Source organism: Burkholderia sp. 22088 (genome assembly GCF_052045915.1).
GTDB classification, from domain to species: Bacteria; Pseudomonadota; Gammaproteobacteria; order Burkholderiales; family Burkholderiaceae; genus Burkholderia; species Burkholderia cepacia.
In genome coordinates this window covers 472,135-495,771 of record NZ_JBQEPY010000001.1, presented here as the reverse complement: position 1 = coordinate 495,771, position 23,637 = coordinate 472,135, and the positions used below count along the sequence as shown (strand labels likewise).

Annotated in this window: 25 protein-coding genes and 1 pseudogene; 13 read left to right on the top strand and 13 right to left on the bottom strand. The window is 68.6% G+C overall.

Annotated elements, in window-relative coordinates:
* Nucleotides 1-37: 37 nt before the first annotated feature.
* The 5 genes from ACTJLD_RS02450 to ACTJLD_RS02430 all read right to left on the bottom strand — a co-directional run bounded on the left by ACTJLD_RS02450 (nt 38) and on the right by ACTJLD_RS02430 (nt 4,071).
* On the bottom strand, nt 38-649 hold the full coding sequence (locus ACTJLD_RS02450; protein WP_060084914.1) for a lipocalin family protein: 612 nt from the start codon (nt 647-649) through the stop codon (nt 38-40).
* 8 nt (nt 650-657) lie between these two features.
* Complete coding sequence (locus ACTJLD_RS02445; protein ID WP_060084913.1) at nt 658-1,758, bottom strand: SAM-dependent methyltransferase; 1,101 nt, start codon at nt 1,756-1,758, stop codon at nt 658-660.
* Nucleotides 1,755-2,588, bottom strand: coding sequence for a DUF1295 domain-containing protein (locus tag ACTJLD_RS02440; RefSeq protein ID WP_060084912.1), 834 nt, complete (start codon nt 2,586-2,588; stop codon nt 1,755-1,757). Before ACTJLD_RS02440 ends, ACTJLD_RS02445 begins: the two co-directional genes overlap by 4 nt.
* 155 nt (nt 2,589-2,743) lie before the next feature.
* Nucleotides 2,744-3,478, bottom strand: coding sequence for an anti-sigma factor (locus ACTJLD_RS02435; protein ID WP_060084911.1), 735 nt, complete (start codon nt 3,476-3,478; stop codon nt 2,744-2,746).
* The gene (locus ACTJLD_RS02430) at nt 3,475-4,071 is read right to left on the bottom strand and encodes a sigma-70 family RNA polymerase sigma factor (protein ID WP_042975896.1); all 597 of its coding nucleotides are present in this window, start codon (nt 4,069-4,071) and stop codon (nt 3,475-3,477) included. The genes ACTJLD_RS02435 and ACTJLD_RS02430 overlap by 4 nt, the downstream gene beginning before the upstream one ends.
* A 238-nt stretch (nt 4,072-4,309) precedes the next feature.
* On the opposite strand from ACTJLD_RS02430, the gene ACTJLD_RS02425 reads away from it, so the two are divergent.
* Nucleotides 4,310-4,882 carry a lipocalin family protein gene (locus ACTJLD_RS02425; RefSeq protein WP_059858425.1) on the top strand — a complete coding sequence of 191 codons (573 nt, stop codon included), beginning with the start codon at nt 4,310-4,312 and terminating at the stop codon, nt 4,880-4,882.
* A 169-nt stretch (nt 4,883-5,051) separates the two neighbouring features.
* Here ACTJLD_RS02425 and ACTJLD_RS02420 read toward each other — a convergent pair whose 3' ends face one another.
* Entirely contained in the window at nt 5,052-5,711 is a 660-nt protein-coding gene (locus ACTJLD_RS02420; RefSeq protein ID WP_021160963.1) for a carbonic anhydrase, read from the bottom strand.
* 70 nt (nt 5,712-5,781) lie between these two features.
* Nucleotides 5,782-6,021, bottom strand: a complete 240-nt coding sequence (locus ACTJLD_RS02415) for a hypothetical protein (RefSeq protein WP_440657959.1) — start codon at nt 6,019-6,021, stop codon at nt 5,782-5,784.
* On the opposite strand from ACTJLD_RS02415, the pseudogene ACTJLD_RS02410 reads away from it, so the two are divergent.
* The 7 genes and pseudogenes from ACTJLD_RS02410 to ACTJLD_RS02380 form a co-directional block, all read left to right on the top strand.
* Nucleotides 5,963-6,169 (top strand): annotated as a pseudogene (locus ACTJLD_RS02410) (helix-turn-helix domain-containing protein); the annotation flags it as partial. The gene ACTJLD_RS02415 and the pseudogene ACTJLD_RS02410 sit on opposite strands and share 59 nt — an antisense overlap.
* 371 nt (nt 6,170-6,540) lie before the next feature.
* The gene (locus ACTJLD_RS02405) at nt 6,541-7,680 is read left to right on the top strand and encodes an acyl-CoA dehydrogenase family protein (RefSeq protein WP_440657891.1); all 1,140 of its coding nucleotides are present in this window, start codon (nt 6,541-6,543) and stop codon (nt 7,678-7,680) included.
* 47 nt (nt 7,681-7,727) lie between these two features.
* Complete coding sequence (locus ACTJLD_RS02400; protein ID WP_146252748.1) at nt 7,728-8,630, top strand: HpcH/HpaI aldolase/citrate lyase family protein; 903 nt, start codon at nt 7,728-7,730, stop codon at nt 8,628-8,630.
* A gap of 7 nt (nt 8,631-8,637) precedes the next feature.
* Entirely contained in the window at nt 8,638-9,291 is a 654-nt protein-coding gene (locus ACTJLD_RS02395) for a pyridoxine/pyridoxamine 5'-phosphate oxidase (RefSeq protein WP_063807470.1), read from the top strand.
* Nucleotides 9,292-9,338: 47 nt separating this feature from the next.
* Nucleotides 9,339-10,535 carry a cystathionine beta-lyase gene (gene metC, locus ACTJLD_RS02390; protein ID WP_060357969.1) on the top strand — a complete coding sequence of 399 codons (1,197 nt, stop codon included), beginning with the start codon at nt 9,339-9,341 and terminating at the stop codon, nt 10,533-10,535.
* A complete protein-coding gene (locus ACTJLD_RS02385; protein ID WP_021160969.1) occupies nt 10,529-11,173 on the top strand; it encodes a glutathione S-transferase family protein in 645 nt (214 codons plus the stop codon). Before metC ends, ACTJLD_RS02385 begins: the two co-directional genes overlap by 7 nt.
* Before the next feature lie 63 nt (nt 11,174-11,236).
* Nucleotides 11,237-12,019, top strand: coding sequence for a glutamine amidotransferase (locus ACTJLD_RS02380; RefSeq protein WP_081073586.1), 783 nt, complete (start codon nt 11,237-11,239; stop codon nt 12,017-12,019).
* Here the strand turns inward: ACTJLD_RS02380 and ACTJLD_RS02375 are convergent.
* The 5 genes from ACTJLD_RS02375 to ACTJLD_RS02355 form a co-directional block, all read right to left on the bottom strand.
* Nucleotides 11,942-12,676, bottom strand: a complete 735-nt coding sequence (locus ACTJLD_RS02375; RefSeq protein WP_080982137.1) for an autoinducer binding domain-containing protein — start codon at nt 12,674-12,676, stop codon at nt 11,942-11,944. The two genes, ACTJLD_RS02380 and ACTJLD_RS02375, sit on opposite strands and share 78 nt — an antisense overlap.
* Before the next feature lie 86 nt (nt 12,677-12,762).
* The gene (locus ACTJLD_RS02370; protein WP_334067127.1) at nt 12,763-13,257 is read right to left on the bottom strand and encodes a hypothetical protein; all 495 of its coding nucleotides are present in this window, start codon (nt 13,255-13,257) and stop codon (nt 12,763-12,765) included.
* Entirely contained in the window at nt 13,254-14,792 is a 1,539-nt protein-coding gene (locus ACTJLD_RS02365; RefSeq protein WP_021160973.1) for a DHA2 family efflux MFS transporter permease subunit, read from the bottom strand. The genes ACTJLD_RS02370 and ACTJLD_RS02365 overlap by 4 nt, the downstream gene beginning before the upstream one ends.
* Entirely contained in the window at nt 14,789-16,168 is a 1,380-nt protein-coding gene (locus ACTJLD_RS02360; protein WP_440657889.1) for an HlyD family secretion protein, read from the bottom strand. The genes ACTJLD_RS02365 and ACTJLD_RS02360 overlap by 4 nt, the downstream gene beginning before the upstream one ends.
* Before the next feature lie 9 nt (nt 16,169-16,177).
* Nucleotides 16,178-17,626 carry an efflux transporter outer membrane subunit gene (locus ACTJLD_RS02355; RefSeq protein ID WP_226129736.1) on the bottom strand — a complete coding sequence of 483 codons (1,449 nt, stop codon included), beginning with the start codon at nt 17,624-17,626 and terminating at the stop codon, nt 16,178-16,180.
* 154 nt (nt 17,627-17,780) lie between these two features.
* On the opposite strand from ACTJLD_RS02355, the gene ACTJLD_RS02350 reads away from it, so the two are divergent.
* Together ACTJLD_RS02350 and ACTJLD_RS02345 are read left to right on the top strand one after the other, a co-directional pair.
* Nucleotides 17,781-18,617 (top strand): AraC family transcriptional regulator, encoded by an 837-nt coding sequence (locus tag ACTJLD_RS02350; protein WP_060317777.1) that lies wholly within the window; start codon nt 17,781-17,783, stop codon nt 18,615-18,617.
* 114 nt (nt 18,618-18,731) lie between these two features.
* Nucleotides 18,732-20,099 carry a glutamate--cysteine ligase gene (locus tag ACTJLD_RS02345; protein ID WP_027787357.1) on the top strand — a complete coding sequence of 456 codons (1,368 nt, stop codon included), beginning with the start codon at nt 18,732-18,734 and terminating at the stop codon, nt 20,097-20,099.
* A 19-nt stretch (nt 20,100-20,118) separates the two neighbouring features.
* Here the strand turns inward: ACTJLD_RS02345 and ACTJLD_RS02340 are convergent, their stop codons facing one another.
* On the bottom strand, nt 20,119-21,231 hold the full coding sequence (locus ACTJLD_RS02340) for a 3-deoxy-7-phosphoheptulonate synthase (RefSeq protein WP_063803055.1): 1,113 nt from the start codon (nt 21,229-21,231) through the stop codon (nt 20,119-20,121).
* Between the two features lie 381 nt (nt 21,232-21,612).
* Between ACTJLD_RS02340 and ACTJLD_RS02335 the strand changes: the two genes are divergently transcribed.
* From ACTJLD_RS02335 to ACTJLD_RS02325, 3 genes are read left to right on the top strand one after another with little or no spacing between them, the layout of a single operon-like run.
* Nucleotides 21,613-22,023 carry an acyl-CoA thioesterase gene (locus tag ACTJLD_RS02335; RefSeq protein WP_021159585.1) on the top strand — a complete coding sequence of 137 codons (411 nt, stop codon included), beginning with the start codon at nt 21,613-21,615 and terminating at the stop codon, nt 22,021-22,023.
* Between the two features lie 28 nt (nt 22,024-22,051).
* Nucleotides 22,052-22,699 (top strand): hypothetical protein, encoded by a 648-nt coding sequence (locus tag ACTJLD_RS02330; RefSeq protein WP_060196356.1) that lies wholly within the window; start codon nt 22,052-22,054, stop codon nt 22,697-22,699.
* Nucleotides 22,696-23,259 (top strand): shikimate kinase, encoded by a 564-nt coding sequence (locus tag ACTJLD_RS02325; RefSeq protein ID WP_440657886.1) that lies wholly within the window; start codon nt 22,696-22,698, stop codon nt 23,257-23,259. The genes ACTJLD_RS02330 and ACTJLD_RS02325 overlap by 4 nt, the downstream gene beginning before the upstream one ends.
* Nucleotides 23,260-23,637: the final 378 nt, after the last annotated feature.

Below are 23,637 nucleotides of genomic sequence, written 5' to 3'. Positions count from 1 at the left end.
ACGGAGCAAAGCGGTCGGCGGATGCGCCGGGCCCGCTTCAGTCGCGCTCGCCGGGCGAGGCGAAGCCCGGTTGACCGATCTGTCCGGGTGTTTGCGGCACGCGCCTGAAGCGCGACGTGTCGTAGCCCATCGCATCGAGCCGCGCGAGCAGCGAGCGATACGTCGCGTCGTCCATCGTCGGCTCGCGCGAGAAGATCCATCCGAGCGTCTTTCCCGGGTAGCCGAGGATCGTGTAGCGGTAGTCGGGATCGACATAGAGCGTCAACTGCGTGACGTATACCGGCCAGAACAGCCGCACGCGCCATTCGCCGCCCCCGCTGCCGGGCTTTGCCGTATCGACGAAGCGATAGCGTTTCTCGGGTCGGTCGAAGCCGCCCTTGCGGCCGACGAACACGTCGTCGATCCGGCCGTCCTCGCGCAGCGTCCACTCGGCGCGGCTGCCCACGTAGTTGCGTTCCGCGAAATACGGGATGTTCGCGATCACGTACCAGCGGCCCATGTAGCGTGGCAGGTCGACGGCCACGCTCGACAGGGGCACGGCTGCGCGCGGATTCGTGTTCGGTGCATTGCCCGAGCAGCCCGCGGCGATGGCGAGCGCAAGACCGGCTGCGAGCATGACGGCGAAACGGCGGACGATTGGGTACGGCATGACACGTCTCACGCGCGTACGGGCCGCTTGTCGAACAGGTAGTGCGCGATGCCCCATTCCTGGCCGCCGGCATAACCGAACAGTTCGGCGACGGCCATGTAGAACATTCGCCAGCGCTGGAACCAGATCCGCGCGTCGGCGCCGTAGACCGTTTCGAAAATCGGCATGATCCGGCCGCGCGCGGCATCGAGCGAAGCGAGCCAGTGGTTGGCCGTGCGGGCGTAGGCGGTGCCGTCGATCCACCATTGGCGGTCGAGGCGGACGTCGTCCTGGAACCGCAGCAGCAGATGGGCCGACGGCATCGTGCCGCCGGTGAAGAAATGACGCGACATCCAGTCGGTGTCGTCGCGCACCGCGAAATGATAGGCGAGCAGCTTGTGCGCGAAGACGTGCACGAACAACTTGCCGTCGCCGTGCATCCAGCGTGCGATTTTCGCCAGCAGTTGCCCGTAGTTCTTCATGTGCTCGAACATCTCGATCGACAGCACGCGGTCGAAACCCGCTTCGCCGGGCGCGAAATCGAAGTCCACCACGTTGCCCGTGACGATCCGCAGATTGGTCAGCCCGCGCCGGGCCGCGCATTGCTCGATGAAGTTCCGCTGACCGTGAGCATTCGACAGGCCGACGATCCGCGCGTGCGGATAGCGCTCGGCGAGCCACAGCGACAGCGACCCCCAGCCGCAGCCGAGATCCAGGATGCGCTGGCCGTCCGCGAGGCCGGCCCGCTCCGCGTAAAGCGACAGCATGGCGTCCTCGGCTTGCGCGAGCGTTTCGTTGCCGTGCGGGTAATAGCCGCACGAGTATTTCAGCCGGGGGCCGAGATGGGCTTCAAAGAACGCGCCGGGCACTTCGTAATGCTGCGTGTTGGCCGCATGCGTGTCGATCGCGATGGGGCTCGCGTTCAGTTCGTGCACCAGCCGGTCGAAGGCGGCCGTGCGTCGCTCGCCGTCGAGCAGATGTTCGTCGCGCAGGCGCTGCCGCAGCAGCGTGCGCATGCCGGCGCGGATCAGCGGATCCGGCAGCCAGCCGCGTTCGCAGCAGCGGATCAGCCAGGTGTCGCCGGGGGCAGGCATCCGGGCGGGCGACGGTTGCGAGGCGGTGGCGGTCATGAGCGCGTACTCCTGTCTTCTGGATGGTCGGGGCGGGCAACGGGCGGTGGTGCGGCCGGCCTGGGCGGCCACGGAACGAGGGCGCTGGTCGTGAGCATGTATTCCCGGTAGCCCGGCCGCGTTCGCACGAGATGCGCCTCGAGTAGCGGCAGGCCGGAGACCCTGAGCAGCAGCCACGCCATCAGGAACGGCGGCATCAGCGTGAGCCAGCCCCACGGCATGCCGATCGCGAGCGCCGCGTATGCGCACCAGTGCAGGCATTCGAAGAAGTAGTTGGGGTGCCGCGAATAGCGCCACCAGCCCACTCGACAGACGCGGTCGCGGCGCCCGGGGGCAGCGAGGAAGTGCTTGAGCTGCCGGTCGGCGGCGGCCTCTCCGGCCACGGCGACGAGCCAGATCGAGACGGCCGCGACGGCTGCGGACCGGGACGGCGCGGCCGGACTGTATGCCGGCACGAAGAACGCGACCGACAGCAACATCGAGATCAGCGCCTGCAACTGGAACAGCCAGAACATGTTGCGCGGCGCGGCGTCGCCCCATTGCACGCGGAATTGCCGATAGCGCCGGTCCTCGGGCTGCCGGCGGTTGCGACGCCACAGGTGTCGTGCGAGCCGCAGCCCCCAGATGCCGCCGCCTGTCGCGACGAGTGCGCGGTTCAATGCCGGGCCGGTGCCGAGCCCCGCGACGAACACGGCCATGCCGCCGAGCGTCACTGCCCAGACTGGGTCGATCATCCCGGCATTCCGGGAGCGCAACTGGCTGATCCACACCGCCGTGAACGACAGAAACAGTCCGACGAAAGCGAGGAGGGCAACGGCGACGGCATGCATGCGGGCGGCTCCGGGGACGCGATATCCGTCATATACGGAGCCGAAGGCGAAACGGATGCATCGGGATGCGCCGCGACCTGCGCGCGGGCGACAGGGGCACGCACCGCGCTCACCCTCGGCGGACGGATGTCCGCCGCAGGTTGGCGCGGCGCCTGTTATGCCGCGTGCATTGCCCCGGTGGCGAGCACCGGACCCGTGGGTTGACCGCTCGGCGAGCCGCCGCGCGGCTCGATCGACACGGCGAGCACCGCCCGTGCGCTGAACTGCGCGACGATCGCGGGCGGCAGCGTCATCGACGCCGGTGCGTCCGGCGTGAATACGCCGAGCGAGATCGGCTTCGCATTCGGCGGAATCAGCCAGAGCTCGGCCGAGCGATTCGCGGCGATCGTCGGCTTGTCCGCCGGCACCACGACCATCCGGGCGCGGCGCAGGTCGACGGTGGCGGTCCAGTGTGCGACGCCGTCCGACCGTGCGATCGTGGCCACCATGTAGTTGCCCTCGACAGCTGCCACGCGCGGTGGCGCTTCGCTCACCAGGATCAGGTTGAACGCGAGCAGTCCGAGGGCGGCCAAGCTCGCGCCAAGGCCGACCCAACGCCACAGTCGCAGGCTGTTCCACCATCCGCCCGATGGCGTGGCGCCGCGCGCGGCCGGCGGAACGACGAAGCCGAGGTCACGCTGGATTCTCGTCCAGACCCGGCCAGGCGGGGCGACGCGTGCGATGTCTTCCGCGAGCGGTGCGAAGCGGCGCTGCCAGCGCTCGAGTGTCGCCTGCAACAGCGGATCGCGTGCGGCGGACTCCTCGAGTGCGTGCCGCGCATCGGCGTCGAGTACGCCGAGCGCGTATTCCGCGCAGCGCAATTCGGGATCGTGATCGGCTGGCGTATTCATTGCTCGAGACATACCTTCAGCTGCATCAGGCTGCGCCGGATCCAGCTTTTCATGGTTCCGAGAGGCACACGCAGTCGCGCTGCGAGTTCGCTATAAGTCGCGCCGCTGAAAAAAGCCTCGCGTATTGCGCGGCCCTGATCCGGATCGAGCCGCTCGAGGCACCGTTCGAGGCGTTGGCGCTCCTGGCTTGCTTCCGCGAGCGCGGCGGGCGTCGGATCCTCGTCGGGGAGATCCAGCACCTGCTCTTCGTCGAGTTGCGCCTCGCGATGCTGCCGTAACCGGTCGATCGTCCTGTTGCGCGCCAGCGTGGTCAGCCACGTCATCGCACCGCCGCGTGCCGGGTCGAACGCGTCAGCACGTCGCCACACGGCCGTGTAGACATCCTGGAGCAGATCCTCGGCTTCCCCGCGATCGTGAACCATGCGCAGGATGATGCCGAACACCCGCGACGAGGTCAGCCGGTACAGCTCGGCGAAAGCCGCCTGATCGCCGCTCGCGACCTGCGACATGACCTGATTCAGGTGCTCGCGACGCACGGCATCCGCGTCGGTTGACGGGGCGAAGCGCTCGGCACCATCCGGCGTGTCGTTCATGCTGAAGAAATGGCGAGGATCGCCATGGCGTGAATGTCGAGCGAAATATAGCACTGCCGGATGCACTTGATCGAGCAATCGACGGCGGACCCGCTGAATGTCGTGCATGGTGGCGAACCGTATGAAGACGTTGCAGCGAAATACGAACGAATCGCCCGCCGGGATGCAACCGGCCGCCGTCACTGCGGCGGGGTGGTTGCGTGCACAATGGCGTGATTTCCTGGCCGGGAGGGAGTCAATGAAGCGATCTGTCCTTTGTACGTCGTCCGTGTGGACGGCTTCCATGGCGCTGGCTGGAGCGGCGCTGTTGCTCGCGGGATGCGCGGGCCTGGCGGGAGGCGAGAGCGGCAACGCCCAGGTGCCGCAGCCGGCCAAGGCGGTCGATCTTGATCGCTATGTGGGTAGATGGTACGAGTTCGCGCGCTATGAAAACCGCTTTGAGCGCGGTTGCGACGGCGTGACGGCCGATTATGCGAAGCGGGAAGACGGCCTCGTCGACGTGCGCAATACGTGTCGCGAAGGCGGGCCGGGCGGCCGCGCACGAAGCTCGGACGGACGGGCGAAGATCGTGGCGAACAGCGGCGACGCGAAACTGAAAGTGTCGTTCTTCGGGCCGTTCTTTTTCGGCAACTACTGGATACTCGATCACGCCGACGACTACTCGTGGTCGATCGTCGGCGAGCCGTCAGGGCGATTCCTGTGGATCCTGACGCGCGTCGCCAGGCCGTCGACCGAGCAAGCCGACGCGCTTGTCGAGCGCGTGCGGACGCTCGGCTACGACACGATGATGTTGCGGCGCACTGCGCATTAGCCCGACTGCATGGGCAGCCATGCATCCGCGGCCGCGTCACGTTCGGGAGAACGTCGGGTACCGCGTGCGTTGTTGTCGGTGACGATCGTGAAGGAGAGGAGCGGGGCCCGGTCTGTTCGGGAGCGGGGGCGTGTTCGCGCCCGACTCTGGGCGCGAGCTGTCGGGGAGACTAGACCTGCCCGCGATCGCGCGAGCTCACGGCGACTACCGTAGGCGACTCGGCGAGCGAGACAAAGCTTCGGGTGACGCCGTCCAGCGCATCTATGTTGCCTGTCTCGATGTCGTAAACCCAGCCGTGCAGATTCATGCGCCCCTGTTCGAGGGCGAGCGCCACGGACGGGTGAGTGCGCAGATTGGCAAGTTGCGCGATCACGTTTTCGCGCACGAGCCCGTCGAGCTTCGCGCGAGGCGTGTCGTATTCATGCGCGGCGTTGATGACTTTAGCGGCGTCGGCATGACGCAGCCAGTTCGCGACCGCCGGCAGATGATCGAGGCAGGTGCAGCGTGAAATCGCGCCCATCGCACCGCAATCGGAGTGACCGCAGATCACGATATCGCGAACGCCGAGGACGGCGACCGCGTATTCGACGGTGGCGGAAACGCCGCCGGGCTCGGGGCCGTAGGACGGCACGATGTTGCCTGCATTGCGGATCACGAACAGTTCGCCCGGCTCGCGCTGCGTGAGCAATTCGGGCACGACGCGACTGTCCGAGCACGTGACAAACAGTGCCTTGGGGTTCTGTGATGTGGCGAGCTGCTTGAAGAGCCCAGCCCGTTGCGGATAGATGTCGCGCTGAAAACGAAGAAAACCGTCGATGACGTCACGCATGTTTGCTCCCGGGGTACAGATTCGATATACCGGCGTAGCAAAGACGGGTACGCTCGCGCGGCGGGCGATATTATGCCGGCATCAGATGAGCGAGGGAACGGCGTGGTACTTCGCGCAAATCATAGTTGACATAATCATAATTATCGTTAGTTTGTGTGTAGGTCCCAAGTTCAGATGTCGCGTTTCCGCTAAATAAAAATGTCGTGTTTTGGCCTGTAGGTTGATCGCCTGCACCCTTGGGAGCGCAGGCGATGAACGCGACTGGGACGATCACCATGACGATGCGCGAGCCGGATCGATTCAAGGTCATTCAGGACGTAGCCGACGGCAAGCTCAAACCATGGCGTGCAGCGGAACGGCTGGAATTGACGACCCGACAGGTCCACCGACTGGTCGCCCGGCTTCGGGAGCATGGGGCGGCGTGTTGGGTATCGGGACACCGAGCGAAGCCCGGCAATAAGTGAGCAATACCAACGGGATCGAGTCGAGCGTTTCCCATGGATCCGGCGCTTCTTCGCGAGAAGATGATGACCGACCGCCAGAACGAGTCGCTCCGTGAACAGCTGCTCCGATTCGATATCGTCCCGCGACGCGGGATGAAATGCGATGCCGGGATCAAACCGGCGCGCCCCGACCGAGATGCGCGCACACCGCGACGCGTGCACTCGAACGCACCCTGCGAAGCTCCACGCCCGCCCACTCCTGCCGCGACACCCCGCCCGGCAACTACCACTACTGCCAGTACCTCCGCTGTCCGCGCCCCCTTACTCTTGTCGGCATCGCTGGCGCGCCGTCCGAGGCCGCGCCGCTTCGACCGGAGACACGACAGATGCCATTTGACTGGACGCAGGAACAGCATGCGACGCTCGCGCGCTTTCGCGACATCGGCACGGAGATCGCCGCGGTGGAACGCGACGCTCGCGCGCCTGCCGGATTCGATGCAGCCGGCTGGACCCGGCTCGGCCAGGAAGGACTGTGGGACATGATCGTGCCGGAGACCTACGGCGGCGACGGTCACGGCTGGTGGCACTTTTCCGCGGCGCTGGAGGGGCTTGCATCGACGATCCGCCGCCCGGCGCTGCTGCTGTCGGTGATCGCGCAGGCCGGCATGGTGCGCGCGCTCGAACGCTATGGCACGGCAACCCAGCAGGACCGCTATTTCGGCGCGATCCTGCGCGGCGAACTGAGCGCGACGGCGATCGCCGAACCGGGCACCGGCACCGACGTGCGCAGCATTGCGACGAAGCTGGTCGAGCACGGCGACGGCTACCGGCTGACCGGCAGCAAATTCAACATCGCGCACGCGCCGCTCGCGCGCTTCATCCTCGTCGTCACGCGTGTCGAAACGCTCGGCCGGCGCAATACGGCGCTTGTGATCGTCGACCGCGACCAGCCGGGCATGACCGTCGCGGCGCCCGACCGCAAGCTCGGCCTCGACGACCTGCCCACCGGCGCGCTGCATTTCGACGATTGCCCGATCGCGCGTGGCCAGCTGCTGGGCGAACCGGGCGCCGGGCTCGGCAACCTGATCGACATCATTTCGCTCGGCCGTCTCTACTACGGCCTCGTCGCCGCGCAGGTGACGGCGCCGTACCTGCGCGACGCAATCGCCTATTGCCGCGACCGGCGCAGCTTCGACAGCACGATCGACGCGCACCAGTACGTGCAGCGTCGTCTGGTCGACCTGCAGATCGGCATCGAGCGCGGCACGTGGCTCGCGCGCGGCGCGCTCGCGCAGTTGCTGACGGATCACCCCCAAGCGCTGATGTCCTGCTCGATCGCGAAGCTGGTCGGCGCGCAGGATCTCGTCGACGGTGCGCTTGGCCTCGTGCGGCTGTACGGCAGCCTCGGCTACCAGGCCGGGCCGGTGGCCGCATTCGCGTCGGACGCGCTGGGTTTCATGAGCGTCGGCGGAACCGAGGAAATGCATCGCAAGAACATCTTCAACCAGATGATGCGCGCCGGCTGAACGCCCGCCATCGACATGCGTACGACGCACCCTACAGGAATCCAAGCATGACAACGACCCACCGACGCCCTTCCCGCCTGCGCCGCTCCTGGCTGTTCCTCGCCGGCGCCGATCACGATGCGCTCGTCGCCGGCGCCGCGAGCGGCGCGGACGTATTGATCCAGGAACTCGAGACCTTTACGCCGCCGGACCGGCGTCCGGCCGCGCGCGAACTCAGCGAGCGCGTGCTCGCGGGCTGGCGCGATGCCGGCATCCTCGCGTCCGTGCGCGTGAACCCGCTCGACGCGGGCGGCATCGACGACCTGCGCGCGGCGATGCGCGGCCGGCCGGACATCGTGATGATGTCGTACGTCGCGACGCCCGAGCAGGTCGTCGCGCTCGACGAAGCCGTCACGCGCTTCGAGCGCGAATACGATATCGCGCCCGGCTCGACGGAACTGGTGCCGAACATCGAGTCGACGCTCGGGCTCGTGAACACGATGGCGATCGCGCGTTCGAGCCCGCGCGTGTCCGCCGTGCTCGTCGCGACCGAGGACATGGTGGCCGACATGGGGGCCGAGCGCACCCGCGCGGGCCGCGAACTCGACTATGTACGTTCGCGCTTTCGCGTCGAATGCGCGGCCGTCGGCATCACCGCGATCGATTGCCCGTACAGCTATGCCGACAACGAAGGCGCGGAGCTCGACATGCGCGTGTCGCGCGGCCTCGGATACCAGGCCAAGGCGATCGTCAACGCGCAGTTCGTGCCGGTCGTCAATCGCGTGCTGACGCCGACGGCCGACGAAGTCGCCCTCGCCCGCCGCGTGATCGACGCGTTCGACACCGCCCGGCGAGCGTCCGGCGGCCGCCGCGTGGCCGCGGCCGTCGTCGACGGTTTCCTCGCGGAAGTTCCCGACTATCTCGCCGCGCACCGGCTGATCGCCCGCGCGACGCAATTCGGCATTGCCTGAGCCCGCCATGGATACGATCGCCACGCGCCTGAAGGCGCTGAAAACCCTCGCGCATGCGGCGCCGCACGTTCCGGCCGAGAACTGGCCCGACACGCCGCAAGCGCAATTCGAACGCTGGCTCGACGAGGCCGTTGCCGCAGGCGCCGTCGAACCGCAGGTGATGACGCTGTCGACGGTCCGCCCGGACGGGCGGCCCGACGCACGCTCCGTCGTACTGCTGAACGTCGACGCGCGCGGCTGGCATTTCGCGGCGAGTACGCGCAGCCCCAAGGGGCGCCAGATCGAAAACCGGCCGTTCGCCGCGCTGACGTTCTATTGGCCGGTGATCGCGAGCCAGGTCCGCCTGAGCGGCCCGGTCGAGCGGCTGCCGGCCGCCGAAGGCCGCGCCGATTTCGCGGGCCGCCCGGAGCGGTCGCGCGCGAGCATCCTGGCCGGCCGGCAAAGCGAACGGCTCGACGATCCCGCCGACCTGACGCGCGCGATCGACGCGCAGCTCGCGCGGCTGGCCGCCGACCCCGCACTCGTGTCGGAGGACTGGCACCTGTACACGCTCGCACCGGACGAAGCCGAATTCTGGCGTGCCGACAGCGCACGCCGTTTTGCGCGGCAGGCGTACCGTCGTGACGGTCAGTGCTGGGAACGGTGTGCGCTATGGCCTTGAAATCCGCCGCACTCCCGTCGCGACCGGGCGGCACCCTGCACGACGGCATGAATGACCGGATGCACGAAGACACGCGCCTCATGCACGCGGGCCGCGACAGCGCGGCCTGGCACGGCTTCGTGAATCCGCCTGTCTACCATGCGTCGACCGTGCTCAGCCCGACGGTGTCCGATCTGCTGAACCGCACGCAGCCGTATATCTACGGCCGCCGCGGCACGCCGACGACCGACGCGCTCGAGCGCGCGGTGACGAGCCTCGAAGGTGGTGCCGGTGCGGTGCTGTGTCCGTCGGGCTTGTCCGCGTGCACGCTGGCGCTGCTGTCGTGCCTGAAGCCCGGCGATCACCTGCTGATGACCGCATCGGTCTACGGCCCGGTACGCCATGCGTGCGAAGGCGTGCTTGCGCGGCTCGGCGTCGAGACGACCTGGTATGACGGCCGCACGCCCGTCGCTGCCGCATTCCGTGCGAATACGCGCGCGCTGTATGTCGAAGTGCCGGGCTCCTATACGTTCGACATGCACGATATCCCGGCGCTCGTCCGGCTCGCGCACGCACACGGCGCGCTGGTTGTCGCGGACAACAGCTGGGCCACGCCGCTCTTCTTTCAACCGCATGCGTTCGGCATCGACCTGTCGATCCAGGCCGGCACCAAGTACCTGGTCGGGCATTCCGATGCGATGCTCGGCACCGTGTCGGCCACCGAGCGCGCGTGGCCCGCGTTGAAGCAACTGCATGGCGATCTCGGACTGTGCGCGGGCCCCGACGACGTCTATCTCGCGCTGCGCGGGTTGCGCACGCTCGGCGTGCGGCTGCGGCAGCACCAGCGCAACGCACTGGCGGTCGCGAGCTGGCTCGCGACGCGCCCCGAAGTGCAGCGCGTGCTGTATCCGGCCCTCCCCGGCGACGACGGACATGCGCTGTGGCGCCGCGATTTCCGCGGCGCATCGGGGCTGTTCTCGGTCGTGCTGCAGCCGGCGCCGCCGCACGCGGTCGAAGCGTTTCTCGACCACCTCGCGCTGTTCGGACTCGGTTATTCGTGGGGCGGCTACGAGAGCCTCGCGCTGCCGTTCGAACTGGACGCGCACGGCCTTGCCGCGCGCTGGCCGGCCGGCAGCCGCGGCGTGCGCGTGCATGTCGGGCTCGAGGACCCGGACGACCTGATCGCCGATCTCGCGGCCGGTCTCGATCGTTATGCGGCGTGCGCGCGGCAGGCCGCCGCCTGCGAGGATGCCGCGCGATGCTGACCGTCTGGGGCCGCCGCACGTCGTTCAACGTGCAGAAGGTGTTGTGGCTCATCGGCGAGCTGGGCGTGCCGTACCGGCACATCGCGGCAGGCGGTGAACACGGCTCGCTGCAGACGCCCGCGTTCGCGGCGCTGAATCCGACCTGCCGGATTCCGGTGATCGACTGGGATGGCGACGTCGTGTGGGAGTCGCACACGATCCTGCGCTATCTCGCCGCGCGGGTGCCGAACAATCCGTTCTGGTGCCGCGACGCGTTCGCCCGTTCGCGCGCGGAGCGCTGGATGGACTGGTCGCAGACCGCGCTCGAACCCGACGTGATGACCGGGCTGTTCTGGGCGCTCGTGCGAACGCCGCCGGAGCGGCGCGACGATGCGCTCGTGCGCGACAAGGCCGCGCGCAGCGCGACGCATTTCCAGCTGCTCGACCGGCTGCTGTCGACCCAGCCCTTCCTGGGCGGGGCGACGCCGGGCCTGGCCGACATACCGGCCGGCGCGACGCTGTTCCGCTATTTCTCGCTCGACGTCGAGCGGCCGCCGTTGCCGCACGTCGAGGCCTGGTACGCCCGCCTGAGCCGACGCCCCGCCTATCGCGAACAGGTCATGGTGTCGTTCGACGCGTTGCGCGGCCAGCCGGGCTGACTCTGCGCGTGACGACTCACATAGCCTCGCGGTCTCACGAACTCACGACCCTCTCGACACGACATGACGCACTCCGCCCTTCGCCCGATCCTGATCGTCCTGCATCGCGAACAGTCGAGCCCCGGCCGGATCGGCCGGCTGCTTGCCGCCCGCGGCCATCCGCTCGACATTCGTCGCCCGCCGCTCGGCGACCCGCTGCCGGCGACGCTGGCCGACCACGCGGGCGCCGTGGTGTTCGGCGGCCCGATGAGCGCCAACGACGGCGATCGCTGGATTCAGGATGAAATCGACTGGATCGGCGTGCCGCTGCGCGAGGCGGCGCCCTTTCTCGGTGTCTGCCTGGGAGCGCAGATGATGATCCGCCACCTGGGCGGCCGCGTGATCGCGCATCGTGACGGGCGCGCGGAAATCGGTTATTGGCCGATCGCCGCGACGCCCGCCGGCCGGCGCCTCGGGTCGTGGCCGTCGCACGTCTACCAGTGGCATCGCGAGGGCTTCGAACGCGTCGCCGGGCTCGAGATCCTCGCGACCGGCGAGCACTTCGAGAACCAGGCCGTGCGCTACGGGCCGCGCGCGTACGGCGTGCAGTTCCATCCGGAAGTGAGCTATCCGATGATGCGGCGCTGGAGCACGGCCGCCGCGCACAAGCTGTCGGCGCCCGGTGCGCAGGATCTCGCGACGCAGGCACGCGAAGGCCGGCGGCACGACCGGGCGACGGCCGCGTGGCTCAGCGCGTTTCTCGACCGCTGGCTCGACGATGCGCCCGCATCAGGTCGGCACGGTCACGTCGGAGATGCTGATCAGCCCCCACTCGACCGCTCGCAGCACGGCTTCGTGCCGACGTGACACGTTGAACTTGCGGCGGATGTTCATGAAGTGGAAATTGATGCACGACTCGGTCACGTTCAGGATGTGGCCGATTTCCCACGACGTCTTGCCGGCCGCGTGCCAGCGCAGGCATTCGACTTCCCGCCGGCTGAGCCGCGGCACGCTGTCGGGCGGTGCATGGCAGCGCGTGCCGGCGATCGCTTCGCACGCGACGTCGCGCAGCAGCGTCAGCGCCGCAAGATGGCGGTCGCAGTGCTCGCGCGTGGCGGCGAGCTCGTCGGTGCTCGCACACAACAGCATGCCGACCTCCCCCTTCGCGCCGCGCACCGGCAGCACGACGCCGCTGCGCATGCCGTACGCGGCCGCCGCTTCGTAACACGGGCGCTGCTCCGGCAGCGCGAACAATGCGTCGTCCCAGACGAGCGGCAGTGCCGAACGGAAGCAATGCCGCAGCATCGGGTCGACGCGGTCGAACTGGCGCTGCCGGTACAGCGCCGTCCAGCCGGGCACGCCGCTGCTCCATTTGCGCGCGAGATCGAACGACGCGCCGGTAAACGGCAACACGATCAGCACGACCTTGTCGAACCCCATTCCGGCGGCCGCGTCGGTCATTCTCTGCCATGACGCGTCCGTGTCGCCGGGTACCAACCATTTCAGACAATCCAGTCCATTCATACAAGCCACCCCGTTCGTTTAGTTGGAATCTGCAGCCAGGCGGACTTGCGCAACCGGTTCGAGACGTTGCGCGTGAACGGGCCGCGCTAGACCGCCTCGGCCAGACGTCGCCGGCCTGCCTGCCTCGCGTCGTCGAGCGACGCCGTCACGTCGAACGGAATGCCGAACGCCTTTTCGATGCCGGATGCGTTCGCGATGGCCGCTTCACGCTCGGCCGGGTCCGGTTCGATCGTGATGAGCGCACGGCAGACCGCGGCGAGCGAGGCGCGGTTCTGCTTGAGCCACATGCCGCGTTCCTTGCGGTCGTCGTGCGCTTCATCCGGGCGGGCCGGCGGAAAGATCATGACAAACGGCTCGCCGTGCCGCATCAGCGCGTGCATGTCGTCGAGCCAGCGCTGTGCGTAGCCGGCGGATGCGATCGCGTCGTTGCGCACGACGACGAACGGAAATTCCGCGACGTCGAACACGGCGAGCGTCGCCAGGTCGGGGGGCATGGCACCAGCTTGGTGGGTGGGCATCGGGTCAACCTCCATCGAATTGAACAGCATGGGTCGGAACGGGCCGCGCAGCGCCCGCTTCATCGTTTCGCGGCGGCGCCGGGGCCGAACGGCGGACGGGCGAGCCAGACCACCGCGATCACGGCGAGATACACGCAGCCGAGCGCGAACGAAACGTCGTTGAACGAGATCTGGTACGCCTGCGCATCGACCAGGTTGCCCAGCAGCGTCGCCGCGCGCTGCGGATCGCCGCCGCCGAGCCGCGCGACTTCGGCGCGCACGGCGGGGTCGAACGCGCTCACGTGCTCGCTGAGCTGCGCGTGGTGCAGGATCGCGCGCCGGTCCCACAGGAACGACGTGATCGACACCGCGAAGCTCGCGCCGAGCGTGCGCAGGAACGTCGACAGGCCGGAGCCGGCGGCGATCTCGTCCGGCTTCAGGTCGGACAGCAGGATGCTGTTGATCGGCATGATGAACAGTGCGAGGCCGAGGCCCTGCAGCAGCTGGATCAGCGCGATGTGCGTGAAGTCGATGTCGGGCACGAAACCCGCGCGCAGGAACGACGACGTGCCGAGGATCGCGAACGCGCAGCACACGAGCACGCGCATGTTGAAGCGCGGCGCGTACTTGCCCATGAACGGCGTCATCAGCACCGGGATCACGCCCATCGGCGCGACGGCGAGCCCGGCCCAGAACGCGGTGTAGCCGAGCGTGCGCTGCAGCCACTGCGGCACGATCACGTTGACCGCGAAGAACGCCGAATACGCGAGCACGAGCGTCAGCGTGCCGGCCGCGAAGTTGCGATGCGCGAAGAGCCGCAGGTTCACGATCGGGTTCGGCTCGTTGAGCTCCCAGATCAGGAACAGCGCGATGCCGAACGCGGCGACCACCGACATCACGACGATGAACGTCGAGTTGAACCAGTCGGCTTCGTTGCCCTTGTCGAGCACGATCTGCAGCGCGCCGACGCCGACGATCAGCGCGGCGAGGCCCACATAGTCGACGCGCGCGGCAACGGTCGTCTCGACGCGTGCGCGCATCTGCGCGAACACGCACAGCGCGGCGAACACGCCGATCGGCAGGTTGATCAGGAACGCCCAGCGCCACGAGTAATGCTCGGTGACCCAGCCGCCGAACACGGGCCCCGCGATCGGCGCGACGACCGTGACCATCGCGATCATCGACAGCGCGAAACCGCGCCGCTGCGGCGGGTAGATCGACAGCATCAGCGCCTGCGTGGTCGGGATCATCGGCCCGGCCACCAGGCCCTGCAGCGCGCGGAACGCAACGAGCTGCGGCAGGTTTTGCGCGAGGCCGCACAGGAGCGACGCGAACGTGAACGCGAGCGTTGCCCACACGAACAGCCGCACCTGCCCGACGCGCTTGACGAGAAACCCGGTCAGCGGCAGCGCGATCGCATTGCTGACCGAGAACGTCGTGACGACCCACGCGCTCTGCGTCGTGCTCACGCCGAAGTTGCCGGCGATCGTCGGCAGCGACACGTTGGCGACGGTGCCGTCCAGCACCTGCATGAACACCGCGAGCGCGAGGCCGAAGGTCGTGAGCCCGACGCTCGATGGTCGAAAACCGCTGTCGGCGGCCGCCATCGGGCCGCTCATCGCACCGTCTCCGCGCGCGCTGCCGACGGCAGGTTCGCATGGATGACGTCGGCGATCAGGCTGTCGGCGCGGGCCAGCTCGTCGCGGTACACGTCGGTGCGGAAGACCGGCGCGCGCTGCTCGCGTCGCGACAGCATCGCGCCGCTGCGGTCGTGCTGGTCGACGCGTGCGTGCATCGACAGGCCGATGCGCAGCGGATGCGCGTCGAGCTGGGCCGGTTCCGTCAGCTCGATGCGCACCGGCAGCCGCTGCACGATCTTGATCCAGTTGCCGGTCGCGTTCTGCGCCGGCAGCAGCGAAAACGCGCTGCCGGTGCCGACGCCGAGGCTTTGCACGCGGCCGGTATAACGCACCGCGTCGCCGTACAGGTCGGCGGTCAGTTCGACCGGCTGCCCGATGCGCATGTGTTCGAGCTGCTTCTCGGTGAAGTTCGCATCGACCCACAGCTCGCGCAGCGGCACCACCGCCAGCAGCGGTACGCCGGGCGACACGCGCTGCCCGACCTGCACCGTGCGCTTCGCGACATAACCGGTGACGGGCGTGACGACGTCGGTGCGTGCATGCGCGAGGTACGCGGCGCGCAGCCGTTCGGCAGCGGCCTGCACGTCGGGGTGCGATGCGACCGCGGTGTCGTCGATCAGCGCCTTGCTCGTCTGGTGCTGCTCGCTCAACGTGGCGAGCGCGCTTTGCGCGGCCGCGTACGCGCTTTGCGCGGAGGTCAGCGTGTCGCGTGCATGCGCGAGTTCCTCGCGTGAAATCGCGCCGGAGCGGCCGAGATCCTCGCGGCGGCTGTAGTCGGCCTTCGCCTTGTCGAGCGCGGTGCGTCGCGAGTCGAGTTCGGCGCGTGCGCCGTCGATGCTGTTCGCCAGCCCGCGTTCGTTGCTGTACAGGCCGCGCACCTTGCGCACCGTTGCCGCGAGATCGGCCTGCGCGGTCGCGAGCGCGATCTGCGCGTCGCTCGGGTCGAGGCGTACGAGCGGCGTGCCGGCGCGGACGAGGTTGCCGTCGTCCGCGTCGATCGACACGACGGTGCCCGTCACCTGCGGCGTCAGCTCGACGACGTTGCCTTGCGCGTACGCGTTGTCGGTGGATTCATACCAGCGTCCGACGATCACGTACCAGATGCCCCAGCCGAGAATGCCGAGCGCGAACACGGCGACGAGCGCGCGCACCAGATGCTTGCGCCGTGCCGGCGGTGCCGGCGGCGTCGCGGGTGCGGCACCGCCGGGTGCCGGTGGCGTGCGGGTGTCCGGCCCGCCCGGCCCGCCCGGCGCGCGGGGTGCGCCGGTGTGGTCGGCCGCCGGCTGCTGGCGGGCGCTGGCGGAATCGGCGGCGGCCGGCCGCGCGGGAGTCTGCAGGGAGTTGTCGCTGCTCATGGTTCGATATCAAGGACGTTGGGAAGGAGTGGCGGCGAGCGCGACGTCGTCCGGCTCGGCGCGAAAGCCGCCGCCGAGCGCGGCGACGAGCTGCAGCGACTGGTCCGCGCGCTGCGCGCGCAGCGCGGCGACCTCGCGGCTCGCGACCAGCAGTTGCTGGCGCACGACGAGCGCGTCGAGGTAGCTGCCGACGCCGGCCCGGTAGCGCGCGTCCGCGAGCCGCCACGCATCGGTGGCGGAGTCGAACGCACGCTGCTGCGCATCGGTCTGCACAGCGAGCGAATCCAGCCGGTGCAGATCGTCGGCCACCTCGCCGATCGCACCGATCAGCGTCTTGTTGTAACCGGCGACCGCGAGGTCGTATTGCGCGTCACGCCTGCGCAGCACGCCGCGCCGCTCGCCGCCGTCGAAGATCGGCAGGCTCACGGCCGGGCTGGCGTTATAGGTGCGCGATGCCGCCTGGAACAGCGATGCGCCCCCGCGCGTCGCGAGCCCGATCAGCGCGGTGAGACTGACGTTGGGCAGGAAATCCGCACGGGCGGCCGCGACGTTGCGGCTGGCCGCCTCGACCCGCCAGCGCGCGGCGACGAGGTCGGCGCGCCGGCCGAGCAGCGCGGCCGGAAGGTCGGCCGGCACCGCGAGCGCGGCCGTCGGCAGCGGCGCGGGCCGCACGAGCGCGAGGCCGCGGTCGGGGCCGGCGCCGAGCAGGATCGCGAGCGCGATGCGCGCACTGTCGATCGCCTGGGCCGTGCGTGCCTGCTCGCGCGTCGCGGCCGCGACTTCGCTTTCCGCCTGGCGCTGTTGCGCGACGTTGTCGATGCCTTTCGTGACGCGCTGGCGCGTGAGCGTGAGCGCTTCGTCGGCGCGCGCATATTCGGCCCGCGCGACGTCCTGCTGATCGAACGCATACGCGAGATTCACGTAGGCGCGCGCAACGTTGACCGACAGCAGCACGCGTGCGGCCTGCGCATCGATTTGCGCGGCCCGCGCTTCGCCGAGCGCGGCCTCCCACGCGGCACGGCGCCCGCCCCACAGATCGAGATCCCAGCTCAGGCCGAGATTGACCTCGCGCGTGTGGCTGAAGAAGCCGCCGCCCTCGCCCGACGAAAACTGGGTACCGGACAGCCGCTCGGCCTTTGCGCTCGCGCGGCCGTCGAGGTGCGGCAGCCGCGCGGCCCGCGCTTCGATCACCAGCGCCTGCGCTTCGCGTGCGCGCGCATCGGCGGTCGCGAGATCGGGGTTGCCGGCGAGCGCCTCGTCGATCAGCGCGCTCAGTTGCGCATCGTTCAGCGCACGCCACCAGTCGGCGGCCGGCCAGTCGGCGGCGGGCACATGCGCGAGGCTGCGCGATGCGGCGAGCGTATCGGCGCCGCGCAGCGTGCCTGCGGGTGCGAGCCCGTCGCGGCTCGCGCACGCACCGAGCACGACGAGCGCGGCGGCGGCGGCGATTCGCGACATGACGCGCAGTGCGCCGGCATCGCGTGTCCAGGGAGCAAGTGCTGCATGCATCGCATTCCTCTGCTTCGTATCGGTTTGAACACGACACGCATTGTTGGACGCCCCCGGGCAAAGCTGATAATGTTGTTTAGACAAAAAATAATGAATTCCGGCCATGCCCATCCGAGACACTTCTCCACCGCGCACCCTGCAGCGCGCCGATTCCGATCCGAGCGAACGCGAGGACGGCCCGTCACTGATCGCCGTCTGGGGGGAGGACGACGGCAGCAACACGTACCGGCTCGGCACCCGCGAGGTCGACTGGCACAGCCATCTGCGCGGGCAGGTGTTCTGCGTGGAAAGCGGTTTCGCGCACGTGCGCACGCCGCACGGTTCATGGCTGTTGCCGCCGCATCGCGCGGGCTGGATTCCGCCCGGCGAGCAGCACAAGGTCAGCATCAGCGGCGCGTTGAGCGGCTGGAGCGTCGTGATCGCACCGGCCGCAAGCCGGCGGATGCCGGGGCAGCCATGCGTGATCGCGATCACCGAGCTGATGCGCGCGCTCGTGCGGCGCGCGGTGTCGTGGGCGGACCAGGACAGGCTCGACGTCGAGCAGGCTCGCATCAGCGTCGTGCTGCTCGACGAGATGCGCCGCGCGCCGCACGAGCCGCTGCACCTGCCGATGCCGCGCGACCGGCGGCTGCTGCGCATCGCCAACGCGATCCTCGGGCAGCCGCACGACAGCCGCACGCTCGAAGCGTGGGCCGAATGGGCCGGGCTGTCCGCCCGCACGCTGAGCCGGCTGTTCGTCGCCGAAACCGGCACGAGCTTCGCGCAATGGCGCCAGCAGGCGCGCCTCACGCATGCGCTCGAACGTCTCGCGAGCGGCGACAGCGTCGCCAACATCGCCGACGCGCTGGGCTATGCGACGCCGAGCAACTTCATCGCGATGTTCCGCCGCGCGTTCGGCGATTCGCCCGCGCATTACTTCGCGAAGCGCAGGCAGCCGTAGCGCGATACGGCCCTGCCCCTATCACCCCTGCCAGTACAGCACCCGCATCGACGTCGCTATAGTCGCCGTGCGACCGGCCGGTCGGTCGCTCAATGTGACTTGTGGAGGGTGTCGATGTCGAATGCCGTTGGGTCGGACCACACGCCGATCGTCTCCGAGCAGCAGCTCGCCGATCATCTGGCCGCCGGCTGCAAGCCGGCCGTGCAGTTCCGGATCGGGACCGAGCACGAGAAGTTCGTCGTCGCGCGTGCGACGCACGCAGCCGCGCCTTACGACGGGCCGTCGGGCATCGCCGCGGTGCTCGCGGGGCTGCAAGGCGACGGCGCGCCGATCGTCGATGCCGGGCGGATCGTCGGCGTGATCCAGCGCGACGGCGCCGCGATCTCGCTCGAGCCGGCCGGCCAGCTCGAACTGTCGGGGGCGCCGCTCGAAACGCTGCACGATACGCATGCCGAGCTGCATGCGCACCTCGCCGCGGTGCGCGGCGCATGCGAACCGCTCGGCCTGCGCTGCGCGCCGCTGGGGTTTCACCCTCACCTTGCGCGCGCGGCACTGCCGTGGATGCCGAAGCAGCGTTACGGGATCATGCAGCGCTACATGCCGCGCGTCGGGACGCGCGGGCTCGACATGATGCAGCGCACCTGCACCGTGCAGGTCAACCTCGATTTCGCATCGGAAAGCGACATGGCGCGCAAGATGCGCGTGTCGCTGGCATTGCAGCCCGTTGCGACCGCGCTGTTCGCGAACTCGCCGTTCGCCGAAGGCAGGCCGACCGGCTTGCTGTCGACGCGCGCACACACATGGCTCGACACCGACGAGGATCGCTGCGGGGCGCCTGCGCTGTTCCTGTCGCGCAGCTTCGGTTTCGAGCGCTACGTGAGCTGGCTGCTCGACAACGTGCCGATGTATTTTGTGCGGCGCGGCGACCGCTACGCGGACGCGACCGGATGGACGTTCCGCGATTTCATGCGACGCCGCATTCCGCATCTCGAGGGCGAGACGCCGACCCTCGGCGACTTCGCCGACCACCTGACGACGGTCTTCACCGAAGTGCGGCTCAAGCGCTACCTCGAGATGCGCGGCGCCGATGCGGGTTCGCCCGCCATGATGGTCGCGCTGTCGGCATTCTGGACCGGCCTGCTGTACGATCCGACCGCGCTGTCGGAGGCCGAGACGCTGGCCGCCGCGATCGACCGCGGCACGCTGCTGACCCTGCGGCGCGACGTACCGCGTTTCGGGCTCGGCGCGTCGGTCGACGGCCGGCCGTTGCGCGCGTTCGCGGCCGATGCACTCGCGATCGCGCATCGCGGCCTGCGCGCGCGGGCGCGCAGGGATGCGGCCGGCCGCGACGAATCCGTGTATCTCGCGCCGCTCGACGAGATCGTCGCGGGTGCGCCGACCCAGGCCGAGCACTGGCTTGCCCGCTATCGCGACGCGTGGGCCGGCGACGCGACGCGGATCTACGACGAAGCAGAAATCTGACTGCGTCGCGCGGGGCCGCTCATGCGCAGCACGCGAGGAGCGGCTCGTGCGCGAACTCGACGTCCGGCGCCGGCGCATGGCCGCGCCGGCGCGCACGAACCGCGTGCGCGAGCGTCTCGAGGAGCTGCGTGGTATCGGCGAACGAGAGGCACGCGTCGGTGATGCTCTGCCCGTAGCGCAGCGGCACGCCGGGCACGAGATCCTGGCGCCCTTCGATCAGGTTCGACTCGACCAGCACGCCGACGATGCGCGTATCGCCGGCCGCGACCTGCGCGGCAACGGCCGTGCCGACACCCAGCTGATTGCGGAACTGGCGGCGGCTGTTGCCGTGGCTGACGTCGATCATCACGCGCGGCGCGCAGCGCGCGGCCGCCATGCGTTCGCATGCGGCATTCACCGCGGCTGCATCGAAATTCGGCTCGCGCCCGCCGCGCAGCACGACGTGCGTATGCGGATTGCCGGGCGAGGCCGCCGCGCATAGCCGGCCGCCCGTGTCGACCGACAGGAAGCGATGCGCGCGCGCGGCTGCGCACATCGCATCGACGGCCACCTGGACATTGCCGTCGGTGCCGTTCTTGAAACCGATCGGGATCGGCAGCGACGACGCCAGCTCGCGATGCACCTGCGATTCCACGGTGCGGGCGCCGATCGCCCCCCATGCGACCAGGTCGGCCAGGTAGCGCGGCGACAGCGGATCGAGAAACTCGGTCGCCGCCGGCATCTCCGCGCCGTTGATGTCGCACAGCAGCGCGCGGGCCGTATGCAGCCCCGTGTCGATCCGTTCGCTGCCGTCCAGCAGCGGGTCGTTGATGAGCCCCTTCCAGCCGACCGTCGTGCGCGGCTTCTCGAAGTACACGCGCATCACGATTTCCAGCTCGTCCGCGAAGCGCGCGCGTTGCAGCGCGAGCCGTGCCGCATAGTCGCGCGCCGCGGCCGGGTCGTGCACCGAGCACGGGCCGGCGATGACCACGAGACGGTCGTCTGTGCCGTTCAACACGTCGACGATCGCGTGGCGAGCCAGATGAACCGTGCGCGACGCGCGCAACGCAGGCTGCAGCGCGCCGGCCAGATCCGCGGGGGACGGCAGGTGCAGCTCGGCGTCACGGTTCGTCGTCCAGGTATTCGCATGCATGGGGACTGCCCTCCTGTCGATAATTCGGGGGATTTTTTACTACAGCGCGACTGTATTGAATGGCGCTTTTGGTGCGCAACTAACATAGTTGCCAGTTTCTAATTCATAACCTTATGAATGAAAGAAATAAGCAAGGCGACCGGAAATTGAGGCGTTGGGTTTGCCTGATTTCGAGACGCGCTCCGGGCCGGGAATGCGTTTTTTTATTCTGGATTCTGGAGCATTTTATGACGCGCGGATGCCGATTGTTCAGCCTTTCGAAGCGGGTTGCTATTCGTTCTGATAGTGGCGTCGCGATAGGTGTTCAATTAATTTTCAGATTCCTGACAGGCCAATCAGGTTCATATATATAAATCAACCCAGTTATTGCGGAGAATCACCATGTCGAAACGTCATTACGAAACGCCGATTCACGTCAAGTATCGCGATACCGATTCGATGGGGCATGTGAGCAGTCCCGTCTATTACGACTATCTGCAGCATTCCTATCTCTGCTACATGTTCGATCTCCTCGGCCTGCCGCGGAGCGAGAAGCTGCCGCACATCATGGTGAAGACGCAGTGCGAGTACCTCGCACCGGCGCAATTCGGCGACAACCTGACGATCCGGTCGAGCATCGTGCGTTTCGGCAGCAAGAGCTTCGATCTCGAACACCTGATGGAACGCGATGACCAGACCATCGTCGCGCGCGGCATGTCGACGCACGTGATGTTCGATTACGCGAACAACACGACGCAGGCCGTGCCCGACGAGTTCAAGGCGCGCGTGCTCGAATTCCAGGGTTCGCTGTGATGCGCGCGCGCCATTTCGGGAGCGACACGTGAGCGCCGCGGTGGCGCGCGCCCGGCGCCGGATCGGTGCGATCGTCGAGCGCCGCGACGACCGTGCGATCGTCATCGTCCGGCATGCGGCGCAGGCGTTGCTCGAGCCGGCCGCGCTCGAGCGGCATCGTTCGCTCGTCAGCCGTCACGAGGACGAACTCGAGGTGCTGCTGCAGCCGTGCGGTGGCGCGCACGACGGCGTGCGCCCGCTGCTCGGGCGGCTGCGGGATGCCGGCGTGACCGTCGCGCTCGACGCGGCGACGCTCGCTCACGACGCGTCGCTGCTCGAATTCGCGAGCTGGGTCACGCAGTGCGCGACACCCGGCGACACGGCGCAGCCGCGCGACGATGCAGCCGTGCCGGGCGGCGGGCTGTTCTGCGGCCTGGTCGTGCGATGGCGCGACTTGCGCAACGGGTGGCGGCGGCCGGAACGCGACGACGCGCCCGAACGCACGCCGCAAACGATCGCGGCGGATGCGGCCGAGCACATCGCGGCCGGCGACCCGGACGGGCAGGTGCTCGGCGCGCTGCTCGACGCCGACGATGCAGCCACCGACGCGGCGCTCGACACGTTGTCGGACGCGGTACGCGCGCGGCGGATCTGCGCGGCGACGCGGGCCGGCTGGCCGCTTGCGCGGCGGTTATGAGCGCCGTCGCCACGGCGGTCGACGTGCGTGCCCTGCCCGACCGCGCGTTCCTGGTCGGCATGATGGGTGCGGGCAAATCGACGCTCGGCCGCGCGCTCGCGGCATCGCTCGGCTGGACGTTCGCCGACAGCGATGACGAGATCGCGCGGCGCACCGGCCGCTCGGTCGCCGAGCTGTTCGACAGGGTCGGCGAAGGCGGCTTTCGTCTGCTCGAAACGCAAATCGTCGACGAACTGACGCAGCGCCCGAACGTCGTCGTGGCGACCGGCGGGGGCGCGGTGCTGAATCCGCGCAGCCGCGCGCGCCTGAGCGAGCGCGGCTGCGTGATCTACCTGCATGCGGACCCCGATGCGCTGTGGCGCCGCACGCGCGATGACACGCGGCGGCCGCTGCTGCAGGTGGCCGACCCGCGGCAAACCCTCGCCGCGCTGTACCGGATGCGCGACCCGCTGTATCGCGAATGCGCACATGCGCTCGTCGATACGACGGCGCAGGACGTCGCGCGCGCGACGGCCGACGTGTTGACGGTGCTGCTGGCGTGGATCGATGCGCCGGATTGACGGCGCGTGCGACGGACGTTCGCTTCCCTGCCCCCGAAGCGATGGCGGGACGCATGGGCGTGGCGCGAACTTCGAGTATCCGACGCGTTTTCGAAACGGCGAGTTTGGATTTTCAATCATGTTGTTGTGATAAGAAAAGTTATCTCGATGATGCGGGAATGAACCGAAAAGCGCTGGGCAGGCGGCGCTGGAACGTGGGCTGTTTCATGCCGGATTTCCTGGCCGGCGCTTCGATCGGAGCGCAATTTCCGCGGCACGGCCGGATGTGCGTCGGCATGCCGCCGATACGCGTCGTTTCGTCCGCTTTCCGGAGTACCTCGGGAATGAATGGCGGCCGCCTGCCTTTACGAATTGGCGCATCGTCTCCGGCGAGCTTCG

Coding starts and splice junctions, on each gene's coding strand:
- ACTJLD_RS02450 (WP_060084914.1), bottom strand. CDS start 649: ATGCCGTACCCAATCGTCCGCCGTTTCGCCGTCATGCTCGCAGCCGGT.
- ACTJLD_RS02445 (WP_060084913.1), bottom strand. CDS start 1,758: ATGACCGCCACCGCCTCGCAACCGTCGCCCGCCCGGATGCCTGCCCCC.
- ACTJLD_RS02440 (WP_060084912.1), bottom strand. CDS start 2,588: ATGCATGCCGTCGCCGTTGCCCTCCTCGCTTTCGTCGGACTGTTTCTG.
- ACTJLD_RS02435 (WP_060084911.1), bottom strand. CDS start 3,478: ATGAATACGCCAGCCGATCACGATCCCGAATTGCGCTGCGCGGAATAC.
- ACTJLD_RS02430 (WP_042975896.1), bottom strand. CDS start 4,071: ATGAACGACACGCCGGATGGTGCCGAGCGCTTCGCCCCGTCAACCGAC.
- ACTJLD_RS02425 (WP_059858425.1), top strand. CDS start 4,310: ATGAAGCGATCTGTCCTTTGTACGTCGTCCGTGTGGACGGCTTCCATG.
- ACTJLD_RS02420 (WP_021160963.1), bottom strand. CDS start 5,711: ATGCGTGACGTCATCGACGGTTTTCTTCGTTTTCAGCGCGACATCTAT.
- ACTJLD_RS02415 (WP_440657959.1), bottom strand. CDS start 6,021: ATGACCTTGAATCGATCCGGCTCGCGCATCGTCATGGTGATCGTCCCA.
- ACTJLD_RS02405 (WP_440657891.1), top strand. CDS start 6,541: ATGCCATTTGACTGGACGCAGGAACAGCATGCGACGCTCGCGCGCTTT.
- ACTJLD_RS02400 (WP_146252748.1), top strand. CDS start 7,728: ATGACAACGACCCACCGACGCCCTTCCCGCCTGCGCCGCTCCTGGCTG.
- ACTJLD_RS02395 (WP_063807470.1), top strand. CDS start 8,638: ATGGATACGATCGCCACGCGCCTGAAGGCGCTGAAAACCCTCGCGCAT.
- metC (WP_060357969.1), top strand. CDS start 9,339: ATGAATGACCGGATGCACGAAGACACGCGCCTCATGCACGCGGGCCGC.
- ACTJLD_RS02385 (WP_021160969.1), top strand. CDS start 10,529: ATGCTGACCGTCTGGGGCCGCCGCACGTCGTTCAACGTGCAGAAGGTG.
- ACTJLD_RS02380 (WP_081073586.1), top strand. CDS start 11,237: ATGACGCACTCCGCCCTTCGCCCGATCCTGATCGTCCTGCATCGCGAA.
- ACTJLD_RS02375 (WP_080982137.1), bottom strand. CDS start 12,676: ATGAATGGACTGGATTGTCTGAAATGGTTGGTACCCGGCGACACGGAC.
- ACTJLD_RS02370 (WP_334067127.1), bottom strand. CDS start 13,257: ATGAAGCGGGCGCTGCGCGGCCCGTTCCGACCCATGCTGTTCAATTCG.
- ACTJLD_RS02365 (WP_021160973.1), bottom strand. CDS start 14,792: ATGAGCGGCCCGATGGCGGCCGCCGACAGCGGTTTTCGACCATCGAGC.
- ACTJLD_RS02360 (WP_440657889.1), bottom strand. CDS start 16,168: ATGAGCAGCGACAACTCCCTGCAGACTCCCGCGCGGCCGGCCGCCGCC.
- ACTJLD_RS02355 (WP_226129736.1), bottom strand. CDS start 17,626: ATGTCGCGAATCGCCGCCGCCGCCGCGCTCGTCGTGCTCGGTGCGTGC.
- ACTJLD_RS02350 (WP_060317777.1), top strand. CDS start 17,781: ATGCCCATCCGAGACACTTCTCCACCGCGCACCCTGCAGCGCGCCGAT.
- ACTJLD_RS02345 (WP_027787357.1), top strand. CDS start 18,732: ATGTCGAATGCCGTTGGGTCGGACCACACGCCGATCGTCTCCGAGCAG.
- ACTJLD_RS02340 (WP_063803055.1), bottom strand. CDS start 21,231: ATGCATGCGAATACCTGGACGACGAACCGTGACGCCGAGCTGCACCTG.
- ACTJLD_RS02335 (WP_021159585.1), top strand. CDS start 21,613: ATGTCGAAACGTCATTACGAAACGCCGATTCACGTCAAGTATCGCGAT.
- ACTJLD_RS02325 (WP_440657886.1), top strand. CDS start 22,696: ATGAGCGCCGTCGCCACGGCGGTCGACGTGCGTGCCCTGCCCGACCGC.